Annotated in this window: 12 protein-coding genes; 4 read left to right on the top strand and 8 right to left on the bottom strand. The window is 66.3% G+C overall.

Annotated features, from left to right (window positions below):
* Nucleotides 1-78 precede the first annotated feature (78 nt).
* On the bottom strand, nt 79-1035 hold the full coding sequence (locus CWIS_RS04510; protein ID WP_048342048.1) for an SPFH domain-containing protein: 957 nt from the start codon (nt 1033-1035) through the stop codon (nt 79-81).
* Between the two features lie 119 nt (nt 1036-1154).
* On the opposite strand from CWIS_RS04510, the gene CWIS_RS04505 reads away from it, so the two are divergent.
* The gene (locus CWIS_RS04505) at nt 1155-1769 is read left to right on the top strand and encodes a hypothetical protein (protein WP_048342079.1); all 615 of its coding nucleotides are present in this window, start codon (nt 1155-1157) and stop codon (nt 1767-1769) included.
* 122 nt (nt 1770-1891) lie between these two features.
* The gene (locus CWIS_RS17950; RefSeq protein WP_082156214.1) at nt 1892-2383 is read left to right on the top strand and encodes a leucine zipper domain-containing protein; all 492 of its coding nucleotides are present in this window, start codon (nt 1892-1894) and stop codon (nt 2381-2383) included.
* A 150-nt stretch (nt 2384-2533) separates the two neighbouring features.
* On the opposite strand, the gene CWIS_RS04495 is transcribed toward CWIS_RS17950, so the two are convergent.
* Both CWIS_RS04495 and CWIS_RS04490 read right to left on the bottom strand, forming a co-directional pair.
* A complete protein-coding gene (locus CWIS_RS04495; protein WP_053071551.1) occupies nt 2534-4477 on the bottom strand; it encodes a DUF262 domain-containing protein in 1944 nt (647 codons plus the stop codon).
* Nucleotides 4474-6864, bottom strand: coding sequence for an AAA family ATPase (locus CWIS_RS04490; RefSeq protein WP_156186546.1), 2391 nt, complete (start codon nt 6862-6864; stop codon nt 4474-4476). Before CWIS_RS04490 ends, CWIS_RS04495 begins: the two co-directional genes overlap by 4 nt.
* 123 nt (nt 6865-6987) lie before the next feature.
* On the opposite strand from CWIS_RS04490, the gene CWIS_RS19235 reads away from it, so the two are divergent.
* Both CWIS_RS19235 and CWIS_RS04480 read left to right on the top strand, forming a co-directional pair.
* On the top strand, nt 6988-7944 hold the full coding sequence (locus CWIS_RS19235) for a hypothetical protein (protein ID WP_053071549.1): 957 nt from the start codon (nt 6988-6990) through the stop codon (nt 7942-7944).
* Nucleotides 7922-8740: an HIRAN domain-containing protein gene (locus tag CWIS_RS04480; protein ID WP_048342046.1), complete on the top strand. Its 819-nt coding sequence runs from the start codon at nt 7922-7924 to the stop codon at nt 8738-8740. Before CWIS_RS19235 ends, CWIS_RS04480 begins: the two co-directional genes overlap by 23 nt.
* On the opposite strand, the gene CWIS_RS04475 is transcribed toward CWIS_RS04480, so the two are convergent.
* The 5 genes from CWIS_RS04475 to CWIS_RS04455 all read right to left on the bottom strand — a co-directional run bounded on the left by CWIS_RS04475 (nt 8737) and on the right by CWIS_RS04455 (nt 18625).
* Nucleotides 8737-9354, bottom strand: coding sequence for a ribonuclease D (locus CWIS_RS04475; RefSeq protein WP_048342045.1), 618 nt, complete (start codon nt 9352-9354; stop codon nt 8737-8739). The genes CWIS_RS04480 and CWIS_RS04475 overlap by 4 nt on opposite strands.
* Nucleotides 9355-9535: 181 nt before the next feature.
* Nucleotides 9536-12700: a DEAD/DEAH box helicase family protein gene (locus CWIS_RS04470; RefSeq protein WP_053071547.1), complete on the bottom strand. Its 3165-nt coding sequence runs from the start codon at nt 12698-12700 to the stop codon at nt 9536-9538.
* The gene (locus CWIS_RS04465) at nt 12700-14685 is read right to left on the bottom strand and encodes a site-specific DNA-methyltransferase (protein WP_053071546.1); all 1986 of its coding nucleotides are present in this window, start codon (nt 14683-14685) and stop codon (nt 12700-12702) included. The genes CWIS_RS04470 and CWIS_RS04465 overlap by 1 nt, the downstream gene beginning before the upstream one ends.
* Nucleotides 14682-15449, bottom strand: a complete 768-nt coding sequence (locus CWIS_RS04460; RefSeq protein ID WP_197080758.1) for a DUF4391 domain-containing protein — start codon at nt 15447-15449, stop codon at nt 14682-14684. The genes CWIS_RS04465 and CWIS_RS04460 overlap by 4 nt, the downstream gene beginning before the upstream one ends.
* On the bottom strand, nt 15446-18625 hold the full coding sequence (locus CWIS_RS04455) for a helicase-related protein (protein WP_197080757.1): 3180 nt from the start codon (nt 18623-18625) through the stop codon (nt 15446-15448). Before CWIS_RS04455 ends, CWIS_RS04460 begins: the two co-directional genes overlap by 4 nt.
* Nucleotides 18626-18643 lie beyond the last annotated feature (18 nt).

Below are 18643 nucleotides of genomic sequence, written 5' to 3'. Positions count from 1 at the left end.
CGAGGCGCAGCAGCACGGACTTGCGCTGGCGTCGGGCGGGGGTGGCCCCGCCCGACGCGAGCGCGTCGGCGTCGTCCGTCACGCGTACAAGCTGCCCGTGTTGACGACGGGCGTCGCTCGGCTGTCGCCGCACAGCACGACGAGCAGGTTCGAGACCATGGCCGCGCGGCGCTCGTCGTCGAGCGAGACGACCCCGTCGCGCTCGAGGCGGGACAGCGCGTCCTCGACCATCGAGACCGCACCCTCGACGATCCGCTCGCGCGCGGCGATGATCGCGCCCGCCTGCTGCCGCTGCAGCATGGCCTGGGCGATCTCCGGGGCGTACGCGAGGTTGGAGATGCGCGCCTCGATGACCTCGACGCCCGCGATGACGACCCGCGCGGCGACCTCGGCGGCGATCTCGGCGGAGACGACCTCGGTCGCCCCGCGCAGCGACTGCTCGCCGTCCTCGGCGTGGTCGTACGGGTGCGCCATCGCGACGTGTCGCAGGGCGGACTCCGACTGCACGCGCACGAAGTCGGCGTAGTCCTCGACGGCGAACGTGGCCTTGGCGGTGTCCGCCACCTGCCAGACGACGATCGCGGCGATGTTGATCGGGTTGCCGTCGGCGTCGTTGACCTTGAGCTCGTTGGTCTCGAAGTTGCGCACGCGCACCGAGACGCGCCGCTTCGTCGTCAGCGGAACCGTGAGGACGAACCCGGTCCGCCGAACGGTGCCGAGGTAGCGCCCGAACAGCTGGACCACCTTGGTCTGCCCGGGGGAGACGATCGTCAGACCGGAGAACCCGAGTACCGCGAGCAGCAGGGAGAGCACCCCGACGAACCCGAGCGCGCCCGCTCCCGCGTCAGCGGCGGCGAAGAGCGGCATGGAGGCGACCACGAGGCCCAGGGACAGCAGCAGGACGAGAGCGGCGCCGCCCGAGCCGACCGTCCATGCCGACCGCTCCTCGACGCCGACGCGAGCACCCGCGTGGCCGACGGGCCTGCCTGCGGGGTCGCCGCCCTCGGAACTCTGCGGGGGGACGGTGTCGGTCATGGGGCTCTCCTCGAGGTCGATCGCCGGGCCATCCGTGCGATATCAAAGTGATATCACATTGAGGCGCACGGGCCCGAATGGCCCAGGTGGCGTCACCCGACCGTGCCACGATGCGCCTCATGCCGACCTCGGACCCCGCGACCTGGGTGACCACGACCCACGAGTGGGCTGTGGCCGTGGACCACGCTCACCTGGAGGCGATCCGCTGCGACCCTCAGCGGTACGCACCCGGCGGGGCGCTGCACCTCGTGCTCGAGGTCATGGCCTACGCCGACGAGGAGGCCGCCGCGTGTGGACGGCGCGGCACGTGCGTCGTCACGCGGCACGCGGACGGGTCGGTCTCGGTCGTCGACGACGGGCGGGGGACGGACACCCGGCAGCAGCGCGACGGCGCGCCGATCAGGAAGCCCGTCATGGCGACGCGCGACGTGCGCTTCTTCGACGGCGCCCACGACGTGCTGCTGCCGGACGGCCACCCTCGGCGGGGCATCTCCGTCGTCGCCGCACTGAGCACATGGCTCATGCACACGAACCGTCGCACGAACGGGGCGTGGACCCAGCGCTACGAGCACGGCATCCCGACGAGCGGCCTGGTGCCGGTGGAGCCCACGGGGGAGACGGGCACGGCGGTGCGTTTCAGCGTCGATCCCCGGCTGTCCGTCGACGACCTCACGGGACGACTGCGAGCGCTGCCCGGGTTCGGGTGGCTCACCACGACCCTGGAGTCTCAGTAGCCGTCGTGCGTCTGTAGCCGGGGCAGTGTGCGATCTCAGGACATCCAGGACGGTGTCTCGCGTCATTTCGGACAGCGTGTCCCGAGTCATCGCGGACACGTCGAGGGTCACGATGGCCGGGCATGTCGAAGGCTCGTCTGGTCATCACCGCTGTCGTGCTCGAAGGTCGCCCGGTCGCGCAGGTCTCCCGCGACTACCGAGCCGCCCGCTCGTGGGTCTACGAGCTGCTCACGCGCTACCGAGTGCACGGGGAGGCAGCGTTCGAGCCTCGTTCGCGACGCCCGCACAGCTCCCCGCACGCCACGCCCGGCCCGGTCGTCGAGCTCATCGTCGAACTCCGCAAGCACCTGACGGCCCGAGGCCCGGCCGCCGGCGCGGACACCATCGCCTGGCACCTGCACCACCACCACGACATGGTCGTCGCACGCGCCGCAGCGACCGCCCACCGGGCGAGATCCTGCGCGAGCTCACCCTCGACCCCACCCGCGACTACCAGCCACAACACCCACGAACCCGGAAATGACGAACGCCCGAACCCACGAAACGCAGGTTCGGGCGTTCTCGATGTCCTGAGACACCACACTTGTAGCGGGGGAACCCTAGCGACGCGTTGACGGTGTCTTGGCAGGACAACGTCAACGCTGGTCAGCGAAGCGTGCCCAGGGTCGTGCGGCGAGGCTGCACAGGCCATCGGGTCTCCGGTGTCGGGTGGCAGGGCGGATACGTGGCAGCGATCCTGGCATCGCGACCGGACAGCGGCCGCACTACGCCGAGCCGTCCTCGCTCGACTCGACTTCGACCTGCCGCATGGCGAAGCCCAGTAGCGCGTCCGTCGTGATGAACACCCGGTAGCCGAGCTCCTCGAGCCGAGGCAGATTGGCGTTCTTCGGGTCGAGCTCGAGCACCACGGGCACGTCGAGACCCGGCTGTAGCCCTGCGGGCCACCACGCTTCGGCAACCGCCAACACTTCTCCCGTCTCCGGGTCCGCGACTTCGGAGTCGCGCTCCGGCGACGCGAACCCGAGTGCCTCGAGGCCTGCAACGGCCGCCGCGATCGACTCCGCCCGGTCGTCGGTCTCGGCGACGAACGCAGCGGGGAGCGCGCGCAGATCGGGCGTGTCCTCGCTTCTGCCGTCTCTGAGCTCAGCGAGGAACGAGTTGGCGGCGCTGACGAGCAGCTCCTGTCGTGCAACGACGAAGTCGTCATACCGGTCCGCGTGCCAGAGATCCGGGTTCGTCGGGATCCACTGTGACTCAAGTGCCCCAGGTTGGCGCTCGGCCACTTCCGCAAGGTACTCGGCAGGGTCCTTCCGCCCGATCTGGAGGTTCGTGTTCTGCGTGAGGAACGCGAAGTTGGCGACGGTGTTCACCGAAGCCCGGTCGAACCCGTGCTCGTAGAGGTAGGCCTTCGGGAAGATGTGGTGCACCTGGAGTCCGGCGAGCGGACCGAGCATCTCGGCTTTGAGGGGGATCCCCGTTCCGAGATCGCGCGCCTCGAGTACGCGCGTCATCAGGTACAGCAGTGGGTAGAAACGCGAGCCGACTCCGTAACTTTCGAAGTCGTACGGCTCGAGCGTCAGGTTGCCGCCTCGCCACCTCTCGAGCGCGGCTATCAATCCGTCCGTCCCGCCCTGGTCAAGGGCCTCGATGTCCTGCTGCAGCACTGTCTCCGTAGAACCCGCGAAGCGTCCCCAGAGTGCCGCGTGGATGTACCAGTAGAGGACCCGATCGCGCTCGCGCGCCGTCCCGAAAGCGCCGCCAGACTTGTCGAGGAGGCGGCTGATGACGGGAACTGCGCCTCGTCCCATGAGGACGCGGTTGTGGTCCAGTCCGAGCCTGCCCTGGAAGGTCTGCAGCACGACTTCGACATGCCGGGCGCTGCGCTCGAGCCCGTCCGCCACCGCTGTCGACGAAACGCCTTCCAGCGCGCTGAACGGGGCTCGGCCCGTCACCACTGCGTTGACGTTGCGCAGCAGCCAGTCGAGCGAGAAGTTGTAGTGCCAGGCGGCCCAACGGTCGAGCAGGTTCCGCATGCGGCCGCGGATCCGCGGGTCCTCCGCGCAGATGCGTGCGAGGGCGAGGTCACCCTTGGAGAGCTTGGTCCCGCCCGAGTTCACCTTGTTGAAGATGTCGACCACGACGTCGTAGGTGACGTCGGCACCGGTGATCTTCTCCTGGTGGAACTCGCGCTCAAGGATGTTGCGGAGCTTGGACAGCTTCAGCATGAGGGAGAGCGCCTCGGCGTTCTCGACACCGCCAGCCACGAGGGCGGCAACTGCCCGCTCCAAGCCATCGGGCGCGAAGACGCCGGAGACGTCGACCCAGTACGGGTCGTTGGTCATCTTTGCCGGCGCGTAGAACTCGAACGACTCGGTCTTGAGGTGGAATCGGAGGCCGGTGAACGACTCCGCCCTGCCCTCGAAGAACGCCGGCGCTCGCCCACGCACGATGCCGTACAGCGTGGTGATGCGCTGCTGACCGTCGAGGAGAAGCATTCGGACTCCGGCGCCGGGCGCTACACCGCCACGGACCGCGCCCGGGTTCGTCTCGGTCTCCCAGACCAGCAGGGACCCAACCGGGTACCCGCGGAACAGCGAACGCATGAGCTCGCGGACCTGCTCGCGGTTCCAGACGTAGCCGCGCTGGAACTCAGGGAGGAGCATCGTCCCGGAATCGACCTGGTCGAGGATCGTCCCTAGCTTCGTCATTCGTGCGGCTCCTCGGTGAGTTCGCGTGCCCGGTCAAGGATGTCAGCCCACATGTGCTCAGGAGCGACTTCCGCGAGCATGTCCAGCACGTGATGCGCGTTGGTCTCCACGACCGATCGGCGGATCGACGTCGATGCGGCCGTGCGTGAGGGACGATCTCTCTGTTGAGCAGAATCGTGGATCTGCCGTCCGGTCGCGGGCTCGGCGTGAGGCGCGAACTCAACATCGGTCTGTCGATGCTCGCTCGCGCCACTGGGGTCTTCGCCAGTCATGTCGACCGCGTGCTCGGTGGCGGCGGGCACGCGCTCGTGCTGGTGGTCCACGTCGCCGGAGATCGGATCACCGATCAGACAGGCCGGAACCTGGCCGTCGACGTGGACGATGTCGAGGTGACCTGTTGTGCGCGTCAGCGCGACGTACAGCATGCGCAGCCCGTGAGGGCCGGCGTCGACGATCGCCTGAGGGTCGAGCACGACGACGGCATCGAACTCCAAGCCCTTGGCCGCGGTCGGGCTGACCACGTTGATCGCCTTGGTCAGCTCGCCGTCGTCGGCGTCGGACCAACTGATTTCGGCGGCGTCGAGGGCGTGTGCCAACTCGTCGCGGTGGCTTTCTGGGCGCACGACGCCGACGAACAGTCCCTTGCTGCTGTGCTTCTGGACTGCGGCCAGCGTCGTGGTCACGAGGTCGCCTCGGGTCGCGACCGGATGCCAGGCAGGTGCCCGGTCGACGTCGGTGACGACGGTTGGCGCGTCGATTCCGGGGGCAGCCTCGGGCAGAAGCCGCGCCGCGAGCTCCATCACGGCTCGCGGCACGCGGTAGCCGTACCGCAGGTGCTCCAGCGAGTGCGGAAGCGGCGACTCAAGCTCGGAGATCACATCGTCCCAGGATCCCCGGGCCCAGTGTCCCGTCGACTGGGCGATGTCGCCGACGATCGTCATCGCGCCCGCCCGTGACCTGCGACGGATCGCGATGAGCTGCATCGGGGACAGGTCCTGGGCCTCGTCGACGACGATGTGCGCGTAGGTTCGCCGCTCACCCGTGATCTCGTCGGCGAGGAAGTCGAGGAGCGGAAGGTCTTCCTTCGACCACTGCTGTTCCGAGAGCCGCGGGGCGGCCTGCCGACGCAGGAGTTGGAGCGCCTCGACGTCGAGGGTCCCGCTCGAGGCTGCGACGAGTCTCTCGAGCGAGCCGAACAGGTCCCTCAAGAACGCCTGCGGTGTGAGTTGCGGCCAGATGCGCTCCAGGTACGCGTCAACCTCTGTCGACTTCGGACGCAAGTTCGATGCTCGCGCGCCAGCCCGGTCCGTCCTACGCGCCTCGCGCAGGATCAGTGCCTCCAGGGCGGTTCGCATCCGGGCGCGCCCCGGAGCGTACGGCGACGTCTCGATGTCCACCATCGCTTCGCCGACGAGCGTCGGTTGGAGGGTCACCCGCCAGGAGACGTCGTCGAAGGAGAACTGGACGTCGTCCTGCGGGACCCGCACGCGTTCCTGAAGCCCGCGGGACAGGACTTCACACATCCGGTCGTCGCCCTTGAGACGAGCTGCCTCCGGCTGCTCCTTGACCGAGACGGTGACGTTCGCGTCCATCAGTCGCTGCACGTCCTGATGGATGACCCGGTCCTCGCCGAGCTCCGGCAGTACGCGCGCGATGTAGCGCAGGAACGTCGCGTTGGGCCCGACCACCAGCACGTCGTCGCGCTCGACGTCCTTCAGCTCGTTGAACAGCAGAGCCGCCACTCGGTGCAACGCCACCGCGGTCTTGCCCGTCCCTGGTCCGCCCTGGACGATGAGCAGCTGCTCGGCCGCTGCCGAGATGATGTCGGCCTGCGCCGCCTGGATGGTCCGGACGATGTCCTCCATCTGCGGGCTGCGTCGGCGTTCGAGCACGTCCTGCAGGAATCCGTCGGAGGTGAGGAGTGCGGCTTCGCCGCCTTCGAGCGCCGCGACCTTTGCTGCGAGCTCGGCGAACAGCACGTCGTTGAGTCGTGCGATCGCGTTGACCGGACGCGTGCTGTACTCGCGGTGCCGGTGCACCCCGCGCGGGTCGCTGTGCGTCGCGCCGCGCATCTCCTGGATCGCACGGGCTTTCCAGTTGTAGACCATCTGGTCGCCTGCCTGGCTGACGATCGAGTTCTTGCCGACGTAGTAGACGTCGCCGTCCTCACAGTCGATCCGCAAGAACGCCACGTCGTCATCAGGGTGGCCGAGCGTCTCGTCGCGTTGCTGGGCCCTGTTGATCGCACTCCGGTCCTTGGGCGTCGCCGCCGCGTCGTAAGCGCCCGCACGGCTCTCGCGCTTCGTCTCGCGCTCGGCGCGGGCGGCGTCGAACCACTCCTGCTCGGACGCCAGATCAGCGTCGATCTGCGGTACTGCTGTGACCACGGGCACTCCCTTGCGCGACTCGTCACCTGGTTCGTCGGCAGGCCGGCCGTCGAATGTGAGTGGAACGTAGCGCTCGCCTCCGACGTCAACGTGAAGCGCGTCGTCGTTCTGTAGGTTCGCTTCGTGCCGATGACCACCGCGTTCGAGCGTGTCGACGTGTCGACGTGGCCCGTCGTTGCCACCGAAGGAGTCGGGGCGGACGAGAAGCTCTGGCTCGACGACTCGGAGTCTCGGTGGCTCTTCAAGGCGGTGACGATCACCGGGAGCGGACACCGCCAGGGCGAGGACTGGTCAGAGAAGGCCGCCTCGCATCTTGCCGAGCACCTCTCCGTTCCGTGCGCGACGGTCGAGCTCGCCTTGCGCGACGGCGTCGAGGGCTCCATCTCGCGCGACCTCGGCTCGACGAGCTTCCAGGTGCAGTCTGGAGCGCTCTACCTCGTGGACCGCCAGGTGCCGGGCTTCGAGCCGGCACGTGAGCTCGAGCACGACAAGTCCCGGCGCAAGCAACGACCCGGGCACTCGCTCCTGAACATCCGGACTGCGCTCCAGGACGCCCTCCCGCCGCCCGGGTGTGCGCTCCCTGCCGTGTTCAGCGCGTTCGACGTCTTCGTCGGCTACCTGATCCTCGACGCGTGGATCGGCAACCAGGACAGGCACGACGAGAACTGGTCAGTGCTGGTTCCGGCCATCGGCGACGACCCTGTTCGACTGTGCAGTTCGTACGACCAGGCAGGCGGCCTTGGCTTCAACCTCCTGGACGAGAAGCGGAAGCGTCGGCTAGCGCTCGGGGGCGAGCACGGCATCGTCGCCTACGCCGAGCGCGGCAGCGCATGGCGGTTCGAGAACACGTCAACGCAGCCGGTGCGTACGCTGGTGGAACTCGCCATCGACGGAATCGAGATGGCTTCTGCGGACGCGCGGGCCTACTGGACGGAGGCTGTGAGCTCGCTCGAAGCGGTCGATCCCGAGCCGCTGTTCGCCAGGATCAGTGCGATGTCAGACCCTGCACGTACTTTTGCCTGCGAGCTCTTGAAGATCAACGGAAGGAGGCTCCGCGATGAGTGTGATCGCCGTTCATGACCGGCGTCCGGCACCGGCCGATCGCGCCCGGGGAGCAGCAAGTGAGCTGGTCGTCGCGTGGCAGCACCCCGTCGCGCGGCAGATCTACCCCGTGGGCATGCTTCGCTTCGACGGCGTCGAGTACACGTTCCACTACATCCGCGCGGTACAGGATGCGAGCGGGTTCCGCCCACTGCTCGGCTTTGGGGACCTCACGCATACCTACAGATCCGATCGCCTCTTCCCGCTCTTCTCTCAGCGCGCACTCGATCCCCGACGTCCGGACTACGTCCGGCACGTCGCCAGTCTCGGGCTCGACCCTGCCGATGCCACACCCTGGGAGCAGATCACCCGATCGTCGGGGCGTCGAAACGGGGACACGCTTCAACTCTTTCCGGTGCCCCGTTCAGTTGGAGGTCGAATCACGTGTTCGTTCCTCGTGCACGGAATCAGGCACATGCCGGAGAACCGGCCCGTCATCGGCGGGTCACCCAGCGCGATCTCGGCGGAGCGACTCGAGTCGGTGCTTTGCGAGTTGCAGCCGGGTTCGCCGCTTCGGCTCGCGCCGGAGCCGACGAACACGCGCAATCCCGAGGCCATCCTTGTGCTCGCGTCCGGGCAGCCCATCGGGTACGTGCCTGACCTGCTCGTGCGTGACGTCCATCGCCTTGCCGCGGTCGAGCGCATCGACGTCTCCGTGATCCGCGTCAATGGACCTGATGCACCGGCACACCTGCGCGTTCTCGCGCAACTTGACTCAGTTGCTTCCGACGGGTTCGAGTTCTTCCGGGGTGAACGCTGGGAGCCGTTGGACTAGTAGGCGAAGACGTCGGTGATGCCCATGAGGGTGACGTCCACCTGCGTCGGCAGGAACGAGCAGCACCTCTCGTAGACCGCGCTCAGGTCGGCACTCTCGAGTTCTGTGTGCAACATCCGATGCAGGGGCAGGAGGTACTCGACGTCGCCCGCCGCATACTCGACTTGGGCGTCTGACAGTTCACGTGCGGACCAGTCGCTTGTCCGCACCACGCCCTTGGCGAGGCGGACTTGAAGGTGAGTCCAGACCAGGTGAGCAAGCGAGTGGTCCCGCGACGGAGCGTCCGGGGAAAGCAGCTTGGAGGCGACCTTCGTGCAACGCACATTCGACGCCCGGGCGTCCCATGCCACACGCATGAACCGCAGGTCGAAAGGTGCGTGGTGGAACACCTTGACGACGCCCGGATCGCTCAGGAGTGCGGCCAGTCGCTCGGGCCGCTGCTCCCCGATGCGGACCAAGACGGTCCCCACAGCCGGGGCATGCAACTGGCAGAGGTTGAGCCGGTCAGATCGCCACTCCAGTCCGCTCGTCTCGGTGTCCCATGCCACCTCGGGTGCGGAAGCCAACTCAAGAGCGAGCGAGGCGGGGAGATCTCCCTCGACAACCGTCACCACGCTCGTACCCTCCGGTCTGAGGCGCCCGCCGAGCCCACGCTGACTGTACCGACCCGGTACCGCGAACTGACTGCTCCGTTCACAGGCTTGCGGGCGAGCAACCGTAGCCTCACAGGGCCGAGGTGCCTGTGTGGCGATCCGCTCGATCGCGTCCAGGTACCTGCCCGAGCATGCGACGCCACTACGAGACCTGCTCATGGCGGTGGTGGCCCATCAACTCCGGGGCAACGTCGGCATACGCGCCGAGGTCCGCGACCGAAACCACCGGGTGCGTCGGGTACGCGAGGTCCGCGTAAGAGTTGGCTACCCTGACGGCTTCGAAGTGCCTGCTGGCCGAGTCGATCTTGTGGCGCTCGGATGCCCTCAGTGCGCTCTTCTCGGTTGTGCCCTTGGTCTCGACGACGAAGTAGAGGCTCTCCTGGCCGTCTCGTTGGATCACTGCCGCCCAGTCGGGGTTGTAGCCGCCGAGCGGTGTCGGGATCTGGAACCTCGACGGCAGCTTGACGAAGAGCTTGACCTCGCTCTCCTTCTCGAGCTGGTTCGCGAAGGCACGCTCGACAGTGGAGTCCGTCACGAGTGACTCGAAGACCGACTTGGCGAACTTCTTCGGCTCCCCGTGCTCGTCGACGATGATGTTCCCGTCGACACCGACGTATCCGGCGAGGTCGTCGTCGGTGAAGATCTCCTGGGAGTACCAACGCTCGTCGTCAGGACGGCTGGCGGGGATCGGCTCGTACTTCACGCCGTCGACGAGCAGCTCCTCCTTGGCCGTCGCGAGCGCGGCGGTCACCTCGTCGATGAACTTCTGCGGGTTGTGCTTGAACTGAACAAGCTTTCCCGAGGTGGTCAGGACGTGGGCCAGCGTGGCGCGCGTGAGCTGCGTCCTGTCGGCGAGCACGGAAAGGATGTCGGGCAGGTCGTCCGCATCGGCGTACTCGACCTTCGCTCGGGACTGCGATGCCGAGCCCTCGCCGACGCCCATCTGGTCGAGCTTGACCCTCGTGCTCACCCAGGACGCCTTGCGCCGCGGGACGGTGGGCATACTGACGATGGCGTCGGTCAGCTTCTCGCGAAGCGTCTGCTCGTTGACGTCGACCGAGTAGACCGTCCGGTGCTTGATGCGGTCCCACAGCGCACGGAACTCGGGGCTCTCGAGGCGCTCCTTGACGAGCGGGACGTCGCGGCGCTCGCGTGCCTTCTTGATGTCGATGGGACGCGCGACGCGGCGGATCGCGTCGAAGACCATCTTCACGGCGGGCTCGGGCACCGCCGCAGCGATGGTCTGGAGAAGTGTCTCAGGCTCGCTGCGGACCAACTCTCGCAGTGAGTCCTGCACCTTGCCCTTGGCGTCGACGTGTCCGGCGTCGCGAAGCGTCTGGACGAGCGCCTTGGCGGTGTCTGCCCCCAGTGGGACGACGGACGCGCCGGCGGCGTCGCTCTGCTTGAACGTGAGGGCTGCGAGAGTGTCGACCGCGATGAGACCGAAGACCATGCCGAGATCCTCGGCGAGCTCCTTCTGTAGACCGTTGGCGAACGACGCGTAGTCCTCGTTGGCGATCACCGTGAGTCGGTTGATCGTCTGGCCGTGTACGCGTTCGAGGTGACCGTCGGGGTGCATCTCCATGGCAAGGCGCAGACCGCGGCCGATGGACTGGCGGCGCCAGCGCTCGGTTCCCATGTTCCGCAGCATGCAGATCTGGAACACGTTCGGATTGTCCCAGCCCTCCTGGAGAGCCGAGTGACTGAAGACGAACCGGATCGGCGTTCCGGGGGTGGTGAGCCACTCCTTCTGTTTCATGATCTGCTCGTAGGCCAGGGAGGCCTGCTGCCGCCCCTTGTCGGTGGTCTCCGCCGTCTCGACGAAGACGTCGCCGCCCTTCTTGCTGCGATCGATCGAGAAATAGCCCTGGTGCGCCTCGGCCGCGACCTCCTGGGTGCTCTTCACGGTACGGAGGATGGCGTACTTCGACTCGGCCGCGATCTTCGCGTACTCCTCCTCGAAAATCCGGGCGTACTCACCGAGCCGCTCCTGACCGTCCTCGTAGACGCGGTACTTGGAGACCGCGTCGACGAAAAACAAGCTGAGCACCTTGATCTTGGGCGCTCCAGCCTTCGCCCGCTCAGCGAACTCGACCTCCTTGGCGAGATGCTGGCGGATCGTGCGGGCGATCATCTGCCGAGCGCGCTCCTCGGCAGTCAGGTCGTCGCCCAGCGTCTCGCCCGCACTGAGCCGGCTTGCCAGCGTGGATAGCACAATCCACTGGTCGTCGCCCGCGCCGATGTTCTCGACGTCCAGGTGCCGGTAGCGCTCGAGGCCCGTCTCGTCAGCCAGGTTGTCGCCGACCCCGACGGTGATCGTCTTACGCTTCGTTCCCGAGTCCGGGTCGACCTCGATCTTGGCTCTGAAGTTACCGCTGGATCGGGACGTCGCGATCAGCTTGACGTAGGCCGAGGTTCCGGAGGCTTCGGTCTCCAGCGAGTCGACCTCGATCTGCTTGACGAGCTGCTGGTCGTAGGCGGCGATGGCGTCAAGCCTGAAGACAAGATTCGCCTTGTCAGCCTTCGGGTGCGTTGCGGAGTACCGGACCGTGGCCATAGCGTTGAACTCCTCCAGGGCTTTGCGGCCGGCGCCCTTCCGATTCCCGAAGCCTGCGTCCCCGTAGACCGACTGCGGTTCGTCGACGACGATGATCGGCCGGGTCGCGCGGATGAGGTCGATCGCGGCTTCGCCGCCGAGTGCCTCGGCGTTCTTGTAGATGTTGTTTGTTGTCTTATTGATCGCCGCGACCGTCACGATCATGATCTGGATCGAATCCGCGACCGCGAACGCCCGCACTCGCGACAGGTTTCCGGAGTCGTACTGAAAATACTCCATGGCCGGGTTCCCGTAGAGCGAGCCCAGATGCTCGCGAAGTTGCGAGATTGAGGTCTCGACGCCCTCCTTGATCGCGACCGACGGCACGACAATGACAAACTTGGTGAATCCATACTTCTCGTTGAGTTCGTAGATGGTCCTCAGGTAGACGTACGTCTTGCCGGTCCCGGTTTCCATCTCGACCGTGAAGTTCATCGACTGCAGCGAGTCCTCTGGCACCAACCCGGTCGCGCCCTGGACGCGGTGCAGGTTCCCCAGGACGGAGTCGTCGTCCAGGCGAAGTCGGTTACCGACACCAAGGTCCGAGAGCTCATCAAAGCCCGCCTGGACACCAGCGTTGGCCAGGACGGTGAAGTTCGAAACCATCGACTCCTGGCCCTTGAACAGGCCGGTGACCGCATCGATAGCCTGGCGTTGAAATGCCAGGTCCGACTCGAACTTCCACGAGCTCGACGATGCTTCGGCCGCCATCAGATGCTCCGCAGATTCGTGATGCCAGCCTGGTTGAGCGCCGCTGCGAGATTTAGCTTCGCACCGGAGTCCGCGAACCCGGTGTCGCGAACGATGACGGCCGCCGCGGTGACTGGCCCTTCCTCATCGCGCCACCCGCGGATCGCTTGAGCGATCTGCTTCGACTCATCGACGGTGATGCCGGTCCCGAAGTAGGCGAACATCGTGCCGCCACCGAGGCTGTACAGCGGAGAGTTAGCTACCTCGCGGCTCTCGACAGGGATCGTCAGTTCGACGCCGAGTCGCAGCATCATCTCGACCATCAGGTCGTCGGTCGTGCGGCCGGGCAGAAGATTGTCGACCGCCATAGCCACCGCATCTTCGAGCGACTGCTCGCCGATGGCGCCGTCCCACTTGCGGACGTTCGACTCGGCGAGGCAGTAGGACCGGAAACCCAGATCGAGCGAACCCGAGTCCAGACCCCGTTCGGTCGAGATTGCATTTCCAGCGCGGCACAGACGCTCACGCGCGATGTCAGCGATCGAACTGTACTTGGGGTGCTCGATGGCCTCGTCGAGCTGCACGAGGATGTACTGCCTGCGGCCTCCGTCGGCCGCGTTCAGGTCCATCACGGCATGCCCGGTCGAGCCCGAGCCGGCGAAGAAGTCGAGGACAACTGCTTCTGCATTGGATTGAGTCACTGCATCGATCCAGGTCGCGAGGACGCCCACGTCCTTGGGGAAATCAAAGACGTTCTCTCCCATGAGGGCTTCGAGGCGCCGCGACTGCGCCGCGCGGTCCTGCTCGAAACTGGGGCGGATCGCCTGGAGGTCCTGGTCCTCAAGCAGCCGCTTGAACGCGGCTGTAAAAGTGTGGTCCTGTCCGAATGCGATACGGTCCTCGGCGAGGTAGGCATCCATCGTTTCGCGGGCGTATCGCCAACCGTTGGGGTGCATCGCGACTGGCTTTCCCGTCACGGGATGAAGGAGATCGTATTTGAGATTCTCCCGCGGGTTCGGGCTTCCGAGGTCGCTCCGACGGAAAGCTCGTCCTTGGTCGTCGATTTCGTTGTAGTTAGTGAGTCCCTTCTCAGTGTCGGGCTTGGACTTCCACCACTCCCGAAAGAGCGCTGTCGCAACGTCGGCCTTATGGCCGGACTTTTCCCAAGCCTTCTGCGCGGCGGCAACCACCAGGTCGTAGCCCCGCTTTGGCTCCTTAAAGCGGACGTCGTTCGCAACCAGGACGCCCTTGTTTGCGGCGTAGATGAGCATGTAGTCGAGGCCGCCCGAGGTGAAGCGAGCGTCGTTCTTGCCCGATCCCTGCCACACGACGTTGGCGAGGAAGTTCTCGGAACCAAAGACCTGGTCGAGGAGGAGTCGGAGATTCGCGTGCTCGTTGTCGTCGATCGCGGCGATGACGACACCCGTCTGCTTGAGGAGGTCCCTTGCCGCCCAGAGACGGGGATGCATCATGTCCAGCCACGCCGAGTGGCGGCGACCGGAAGCGTCCGTGTTCTTGACTAGTTTGCCCTTACTGTCGCGTTCGCCGACCTGGGCCTCGAACTCGTCCTTGGGCGTTACCCGGGAGTCGTGATACACGAGATCGCTGCCGGTGTTGTACGGCGGGTCGATGTAGATGACGTCGACCTTGCCTGCGTAGGCGCGCCGGAGCAGCCGAAGCGTCTCGAGATTGTCACCTTCGATGAAGATGTTCTTCGTGGAATCCCAGTCCACCGACTTGTCTGGACGCGGCAGAAGGGTCCCCGTCGGCGGTAGCAGAGCGAGGCGGCGTGACGCCGACTTGCCGGGCCATGAGAGTCCGAATCGCTCCGCAACCGGCGACGACGCTTCTTCGCCGACGGCCTCACGCAGCGCGTCGAAGTCGATGCCGCCCTCGGTGACCACCTCCGGGAAGGCCTCTCCCAGGATGCGCGCAAGGGTCTGCGCGTTGGACTGCGCCTCACCGGGCCCGGTTGCGGCTTCGATGGGTTCGAACGGCTCTGTCACGATCCTGCTCTCGGTTGTGCGTCGGTGCGGTGTGGCTGGTGCCGAGCGTAGATGAGGCCCCTGACATCCTCGATCTCGGCTCGCAGCGCCTTCGCATGCATGTTCAAGTCGATGCGCTTCTGAAGCGACTTCTCCCTCAGTGTCCGGCGAGTTGCGGTGGCTAGTTCGGCTTCAAGTCCATCGAGTCGGTGCCGTTCGGTGATCAACCGCTCGGCGTCCAGGTCGGCGTTCCCGCCCGTGCCTGCGGTCACCACTGCCCTCGCAAGGTCGCAGTAGTACGCCCAGAGATCGGTGCGGTTGAGTTCAACGAGGCTCAGGGAGCCGTGCGGCAAGGACGAGACTTCGGCCGTGATGGCGGCCTCCACGACCGAGCGCGAGTCGTCGGTCTGACTGACCCGTGACAACGCGACGGAGACCGTCGTCTCGTTGTCGGGCGCTTGGAGCAGGACCACGACGGGCCGCGGCATCGAGCGATGGAGTAGGTCCAGGATTCGCGCTTGGTCATTCTTGTTGAGCTGGACCGCGAGTGCGACGGAGATGACCGCGATGTCGTGGACACGTCGCCCTGGTTCGCGGTGCTCGGCGATGCCGAGCGTCGCCGGTGTGAGCACCGCCTCCACAGTCGCCCCGGCGACGACGCTGCCGATGAGCTTTCGATCGCCAGAAGTCTCCGCTGCCGAGTCGAGCAGAAGCTTCTTGGTGAGCCGTTCTCGGACGCGAGCTCGCTCCGGAAGGCGGAGCACTCGGGCGGGATCAGGCTTCACGGGACGAGCGCCATCCATGCAACGAGGTCGACGGACTCTCGACCGGAGGACGCTCCTCCGCCGAGCAGGGACGGGCCGGCTGTGAAGAGCGATGCCACTCGGTTCTCGATGCCCTTGCCGGCAGCCGCGGTGATGGCGGCGTCGAGGAGTCCTCGGTAGTGGTCCATCCGGGCGCCGTCTCGAGTGCGCTTCGCGAACGCCGTGACCGCGGCGACGTCCACTGTGGGTGCGTCCATGCCGTGCCGTCGCAGGACATCGAGCGCAAGCTTGGGTTCGTCGACCGCGTGGGCGACCGTCCCGTCGTCCGTGACGTACAGCAGGAGGAACGGGGCAAGCGGGTAGGCCGGCGGGAGGGGGATCTCGCCATTGCGGACGCGAAGCAAGAACACTGCGCCCGGACCGAGCCCTTCGGCATCGAGCGAGGCGTCGAACCGCGCGACGCCGTGGAGCGCGTGCGGCCACCGAGCCAGCTCGTCGAGCGCCTCTGCCTCTCGGGCAGCAGCGTCCATCCGGAAGTCGGACAGCGTGAGGTCGGTGATGCTGAGCCCACCCGCGAGATCCTCCATCGTCGGGGCGGTGTTCTGCATCTGCTCGAGCTGCTTCCTGCGGTACTCGAGGTCGTTCATAGCCCTCTGCTCCGCGTCGGTGAGGAGGTTCTCCTCGCCGGTGGCGGACACATCGAGAAGCGCCATGCGGCCCGAGACGCGCTTCTCTAGGTTGATGTAGGACTCGAGGTCGAGGTCCGGCCAGAAGTTCACGAGCTGGACGCTCGTGTTCTGGGTGCCGAGGCGGTCGACGCGGCCGAACCGCTGGACGATGCGCACCGGGTTCCAGTGGATGTCGTAGTTGACAACCGTGTCGCAGTCCTGCAGGTTCTGGCCCTCGGAGATCGCGTCGGTGGCGATGACGAGGTCGATCTGCTCGGCGGTCGGGTCGCCCGACTTCGACAGCGGGGAGAACGCGGTCAGCACGCCGAGCATGTCGGTGCGGCGCATCCGCAGGGTGCTCTTGGTCGTCGAACCGGTGACGAGCGCGACCTGGACGCCGAACTCTTGCTGCGCCCACGGTGCGACGTGCTCGTACAGGTACTCCGCCGTGTCGGAGAAGGCGGTGAAGACGAGGGCCTTGCGGTTGCCCGCGTTGTGCGGGTTCTCGATCTTCTCGCGCAGGTACTCCTTGAGCCTGGCGAGCTTCAGGTCGCGCGCCGGAGTGACCACCGTCATCTCGTCGAGCAGCTCGCGAAGCGCGTCCCGGTCTTCCTCGAGCTCCTGGCGCCAACGCGGGCGGTCGATGTCAGGTAGGAGCACCTTGACGTTCGAACCCACGACGGCGTCCTCGAACATCGGATCGTCGAAGTTGAGGTCGTCCCAGTCGCGCCCCTCGATCTCCGCGAGCGAGATGGAACGCGACGTGTCGGCCTCGTAGTCGTCCAGCTTGTCGATCGTCGTCTGGACCGTGTGGAGCATCTTGCCGACGGTGAGCGCCATGGAGTTCACCGAGGACTCAAGCCTCTTGAGCAGGTTCACGCGCAAGAGGTGGACGACGTTGTTGTCGCGGTGCTCCTGGCGGAAGATGCGATCGCCCGAACCCGCGATCTTGTGGTCGTAGAGCTGAGCGTACCTGTCGCGATGGCCTGGCAGGACGTAGGACATTGGCTTGTACGACGCAAGGTTGAGCGTCAGGATCTTGCGGTTGATCTCCGCCAGGGGCATGAGCTGGCCACGCGAGTCGATGGCCGACTTGATGTTCACCGGTTGGCGGCGATCGGGGAAGTTCCCGACATCCGACGTCCCGTAGTACTTCTCGATGTGCTTGCGCGAGCGGGCGATCGTGACCAGGTCGAGGAGCCGGATGTAGTCCAGGCCGAGGTGGCTCACGAGCGACTGTGCGGAGCGCTGAGCCTCGGGAGTGTCCTGCCAGGTGCGGAACCGGGTCTGCGCCTGCCGCAGAGTCGACTCGATGCTCCTGATGCCGTCGGCCGCCAGCGCGTCGTCATTGCCCTCGGTGGCGAACAGGACCTGGTTCTTCAGGTCAGCCAACCGGGTGTTCACCGGCGTGGCGGAGAGCATCAGGACCTTCGTCTTCACCCCGGCCCTGAAGACGTCCTCCATCAGCTTCTGATAGCGCGTCTTCGTGTCCCGCCGCAGCTGGGGGTTGTTGCGGAAGTTGTGCGACTCGTCGATCACAACAAGGTCGTAGTTACCCCAGTTGATGTGGGAGAGGTCGATGTCCCCGGAGAACCCGATGTCGCGGCTGAGGTCGGTGTGGTTCAGGACGTCGTAGTTGAACCGGTCGTCGGCCAGCGGATTGCGCAGGTCGTTGCTGCGGTAGATGGTCCAGTTCTCGCGCAGACGCTTGGGGGCGAGGACGAGGACACGGTCGTTGCGCAACTCGTAGTACTTGATGACCGCGAGGGCCTCGAACGTCTTACCCAATCCGACGCTGTCGGCGATGATGCAGCCGTTGTGGCGTTCGAGCTTCTGAATCGCACCGAGAACGCCGTCCCGCTGGAACTTGTAGAGCTTCTTCCACACCTGCGTGTCGTAGAAGCCGGTGAGTCCACGGCGCCGGGTTTCGTCGGCCGAGTCGGAGAGGAAATCCTCGAAGAGCGCGACGATGATCCGCAGGTACACGGACTCGGGGTCGTTGTCACGGACTAGTTCTCGCAGCCGGTCAACGAAGGCCTCCGTGGCGGGGACACCGACGGAGCGATCACCCCAAAGCTGCGCCATCTGCTTGACGATCGGTGCGACGGCGTCGTCACCTGCCTGCTCTTGCAGGAGATGGACGCCCTCGGCCGCCACGACGCCCATGCTCTCCGCGTCAAACCCTGCACCCGTGATCGCGTACGGTGCCGGCCCATCGACGTGAATCCACGTCTCGCGCGTCCGCCGCTTGAGCTCGCGCACCTCGAGGTGCTGCTCGGCCCACGCCAGACACCGCCGAGCAGCATGGTGCTGATCGAGCCTAGACCGCAGCAGGTGCTCTGCATCGAGGCCGTTCAGAGGCGCCTCGAGAGCCCCGCGCCAGAGCAGGAGCCTCGTGTCCGCGTCGGCGAGCACGTCCTCGAACGCCTCGAACGCGAAGATCGAAAACGACTCCGAGAGGGACGAGACTGCGCTGGCGCCATTCAGGTGCGCACGCAGCCGAACGATCGCGTCGTCCTCGGTCGTCACCGGTCCTCGCATTCCTGA

Origin of the sequence: Cellulomonas sp. A375-1 (assembly GCF_001040865.1) — a bacterium.
In the GTDB taxonomy this organism is placed as follows: Bacteria; Actinomycetota; Actinomycetes; order Actinomycetales; family Cellulomonadaceae; genus Cellulomonas; species Cellulomonas gelida.
The sequence above is the reverse complement of the archived record's forward strand: the minus strand, read 5'-3'. Positions and strand labels throughout refer to the sequence as shown.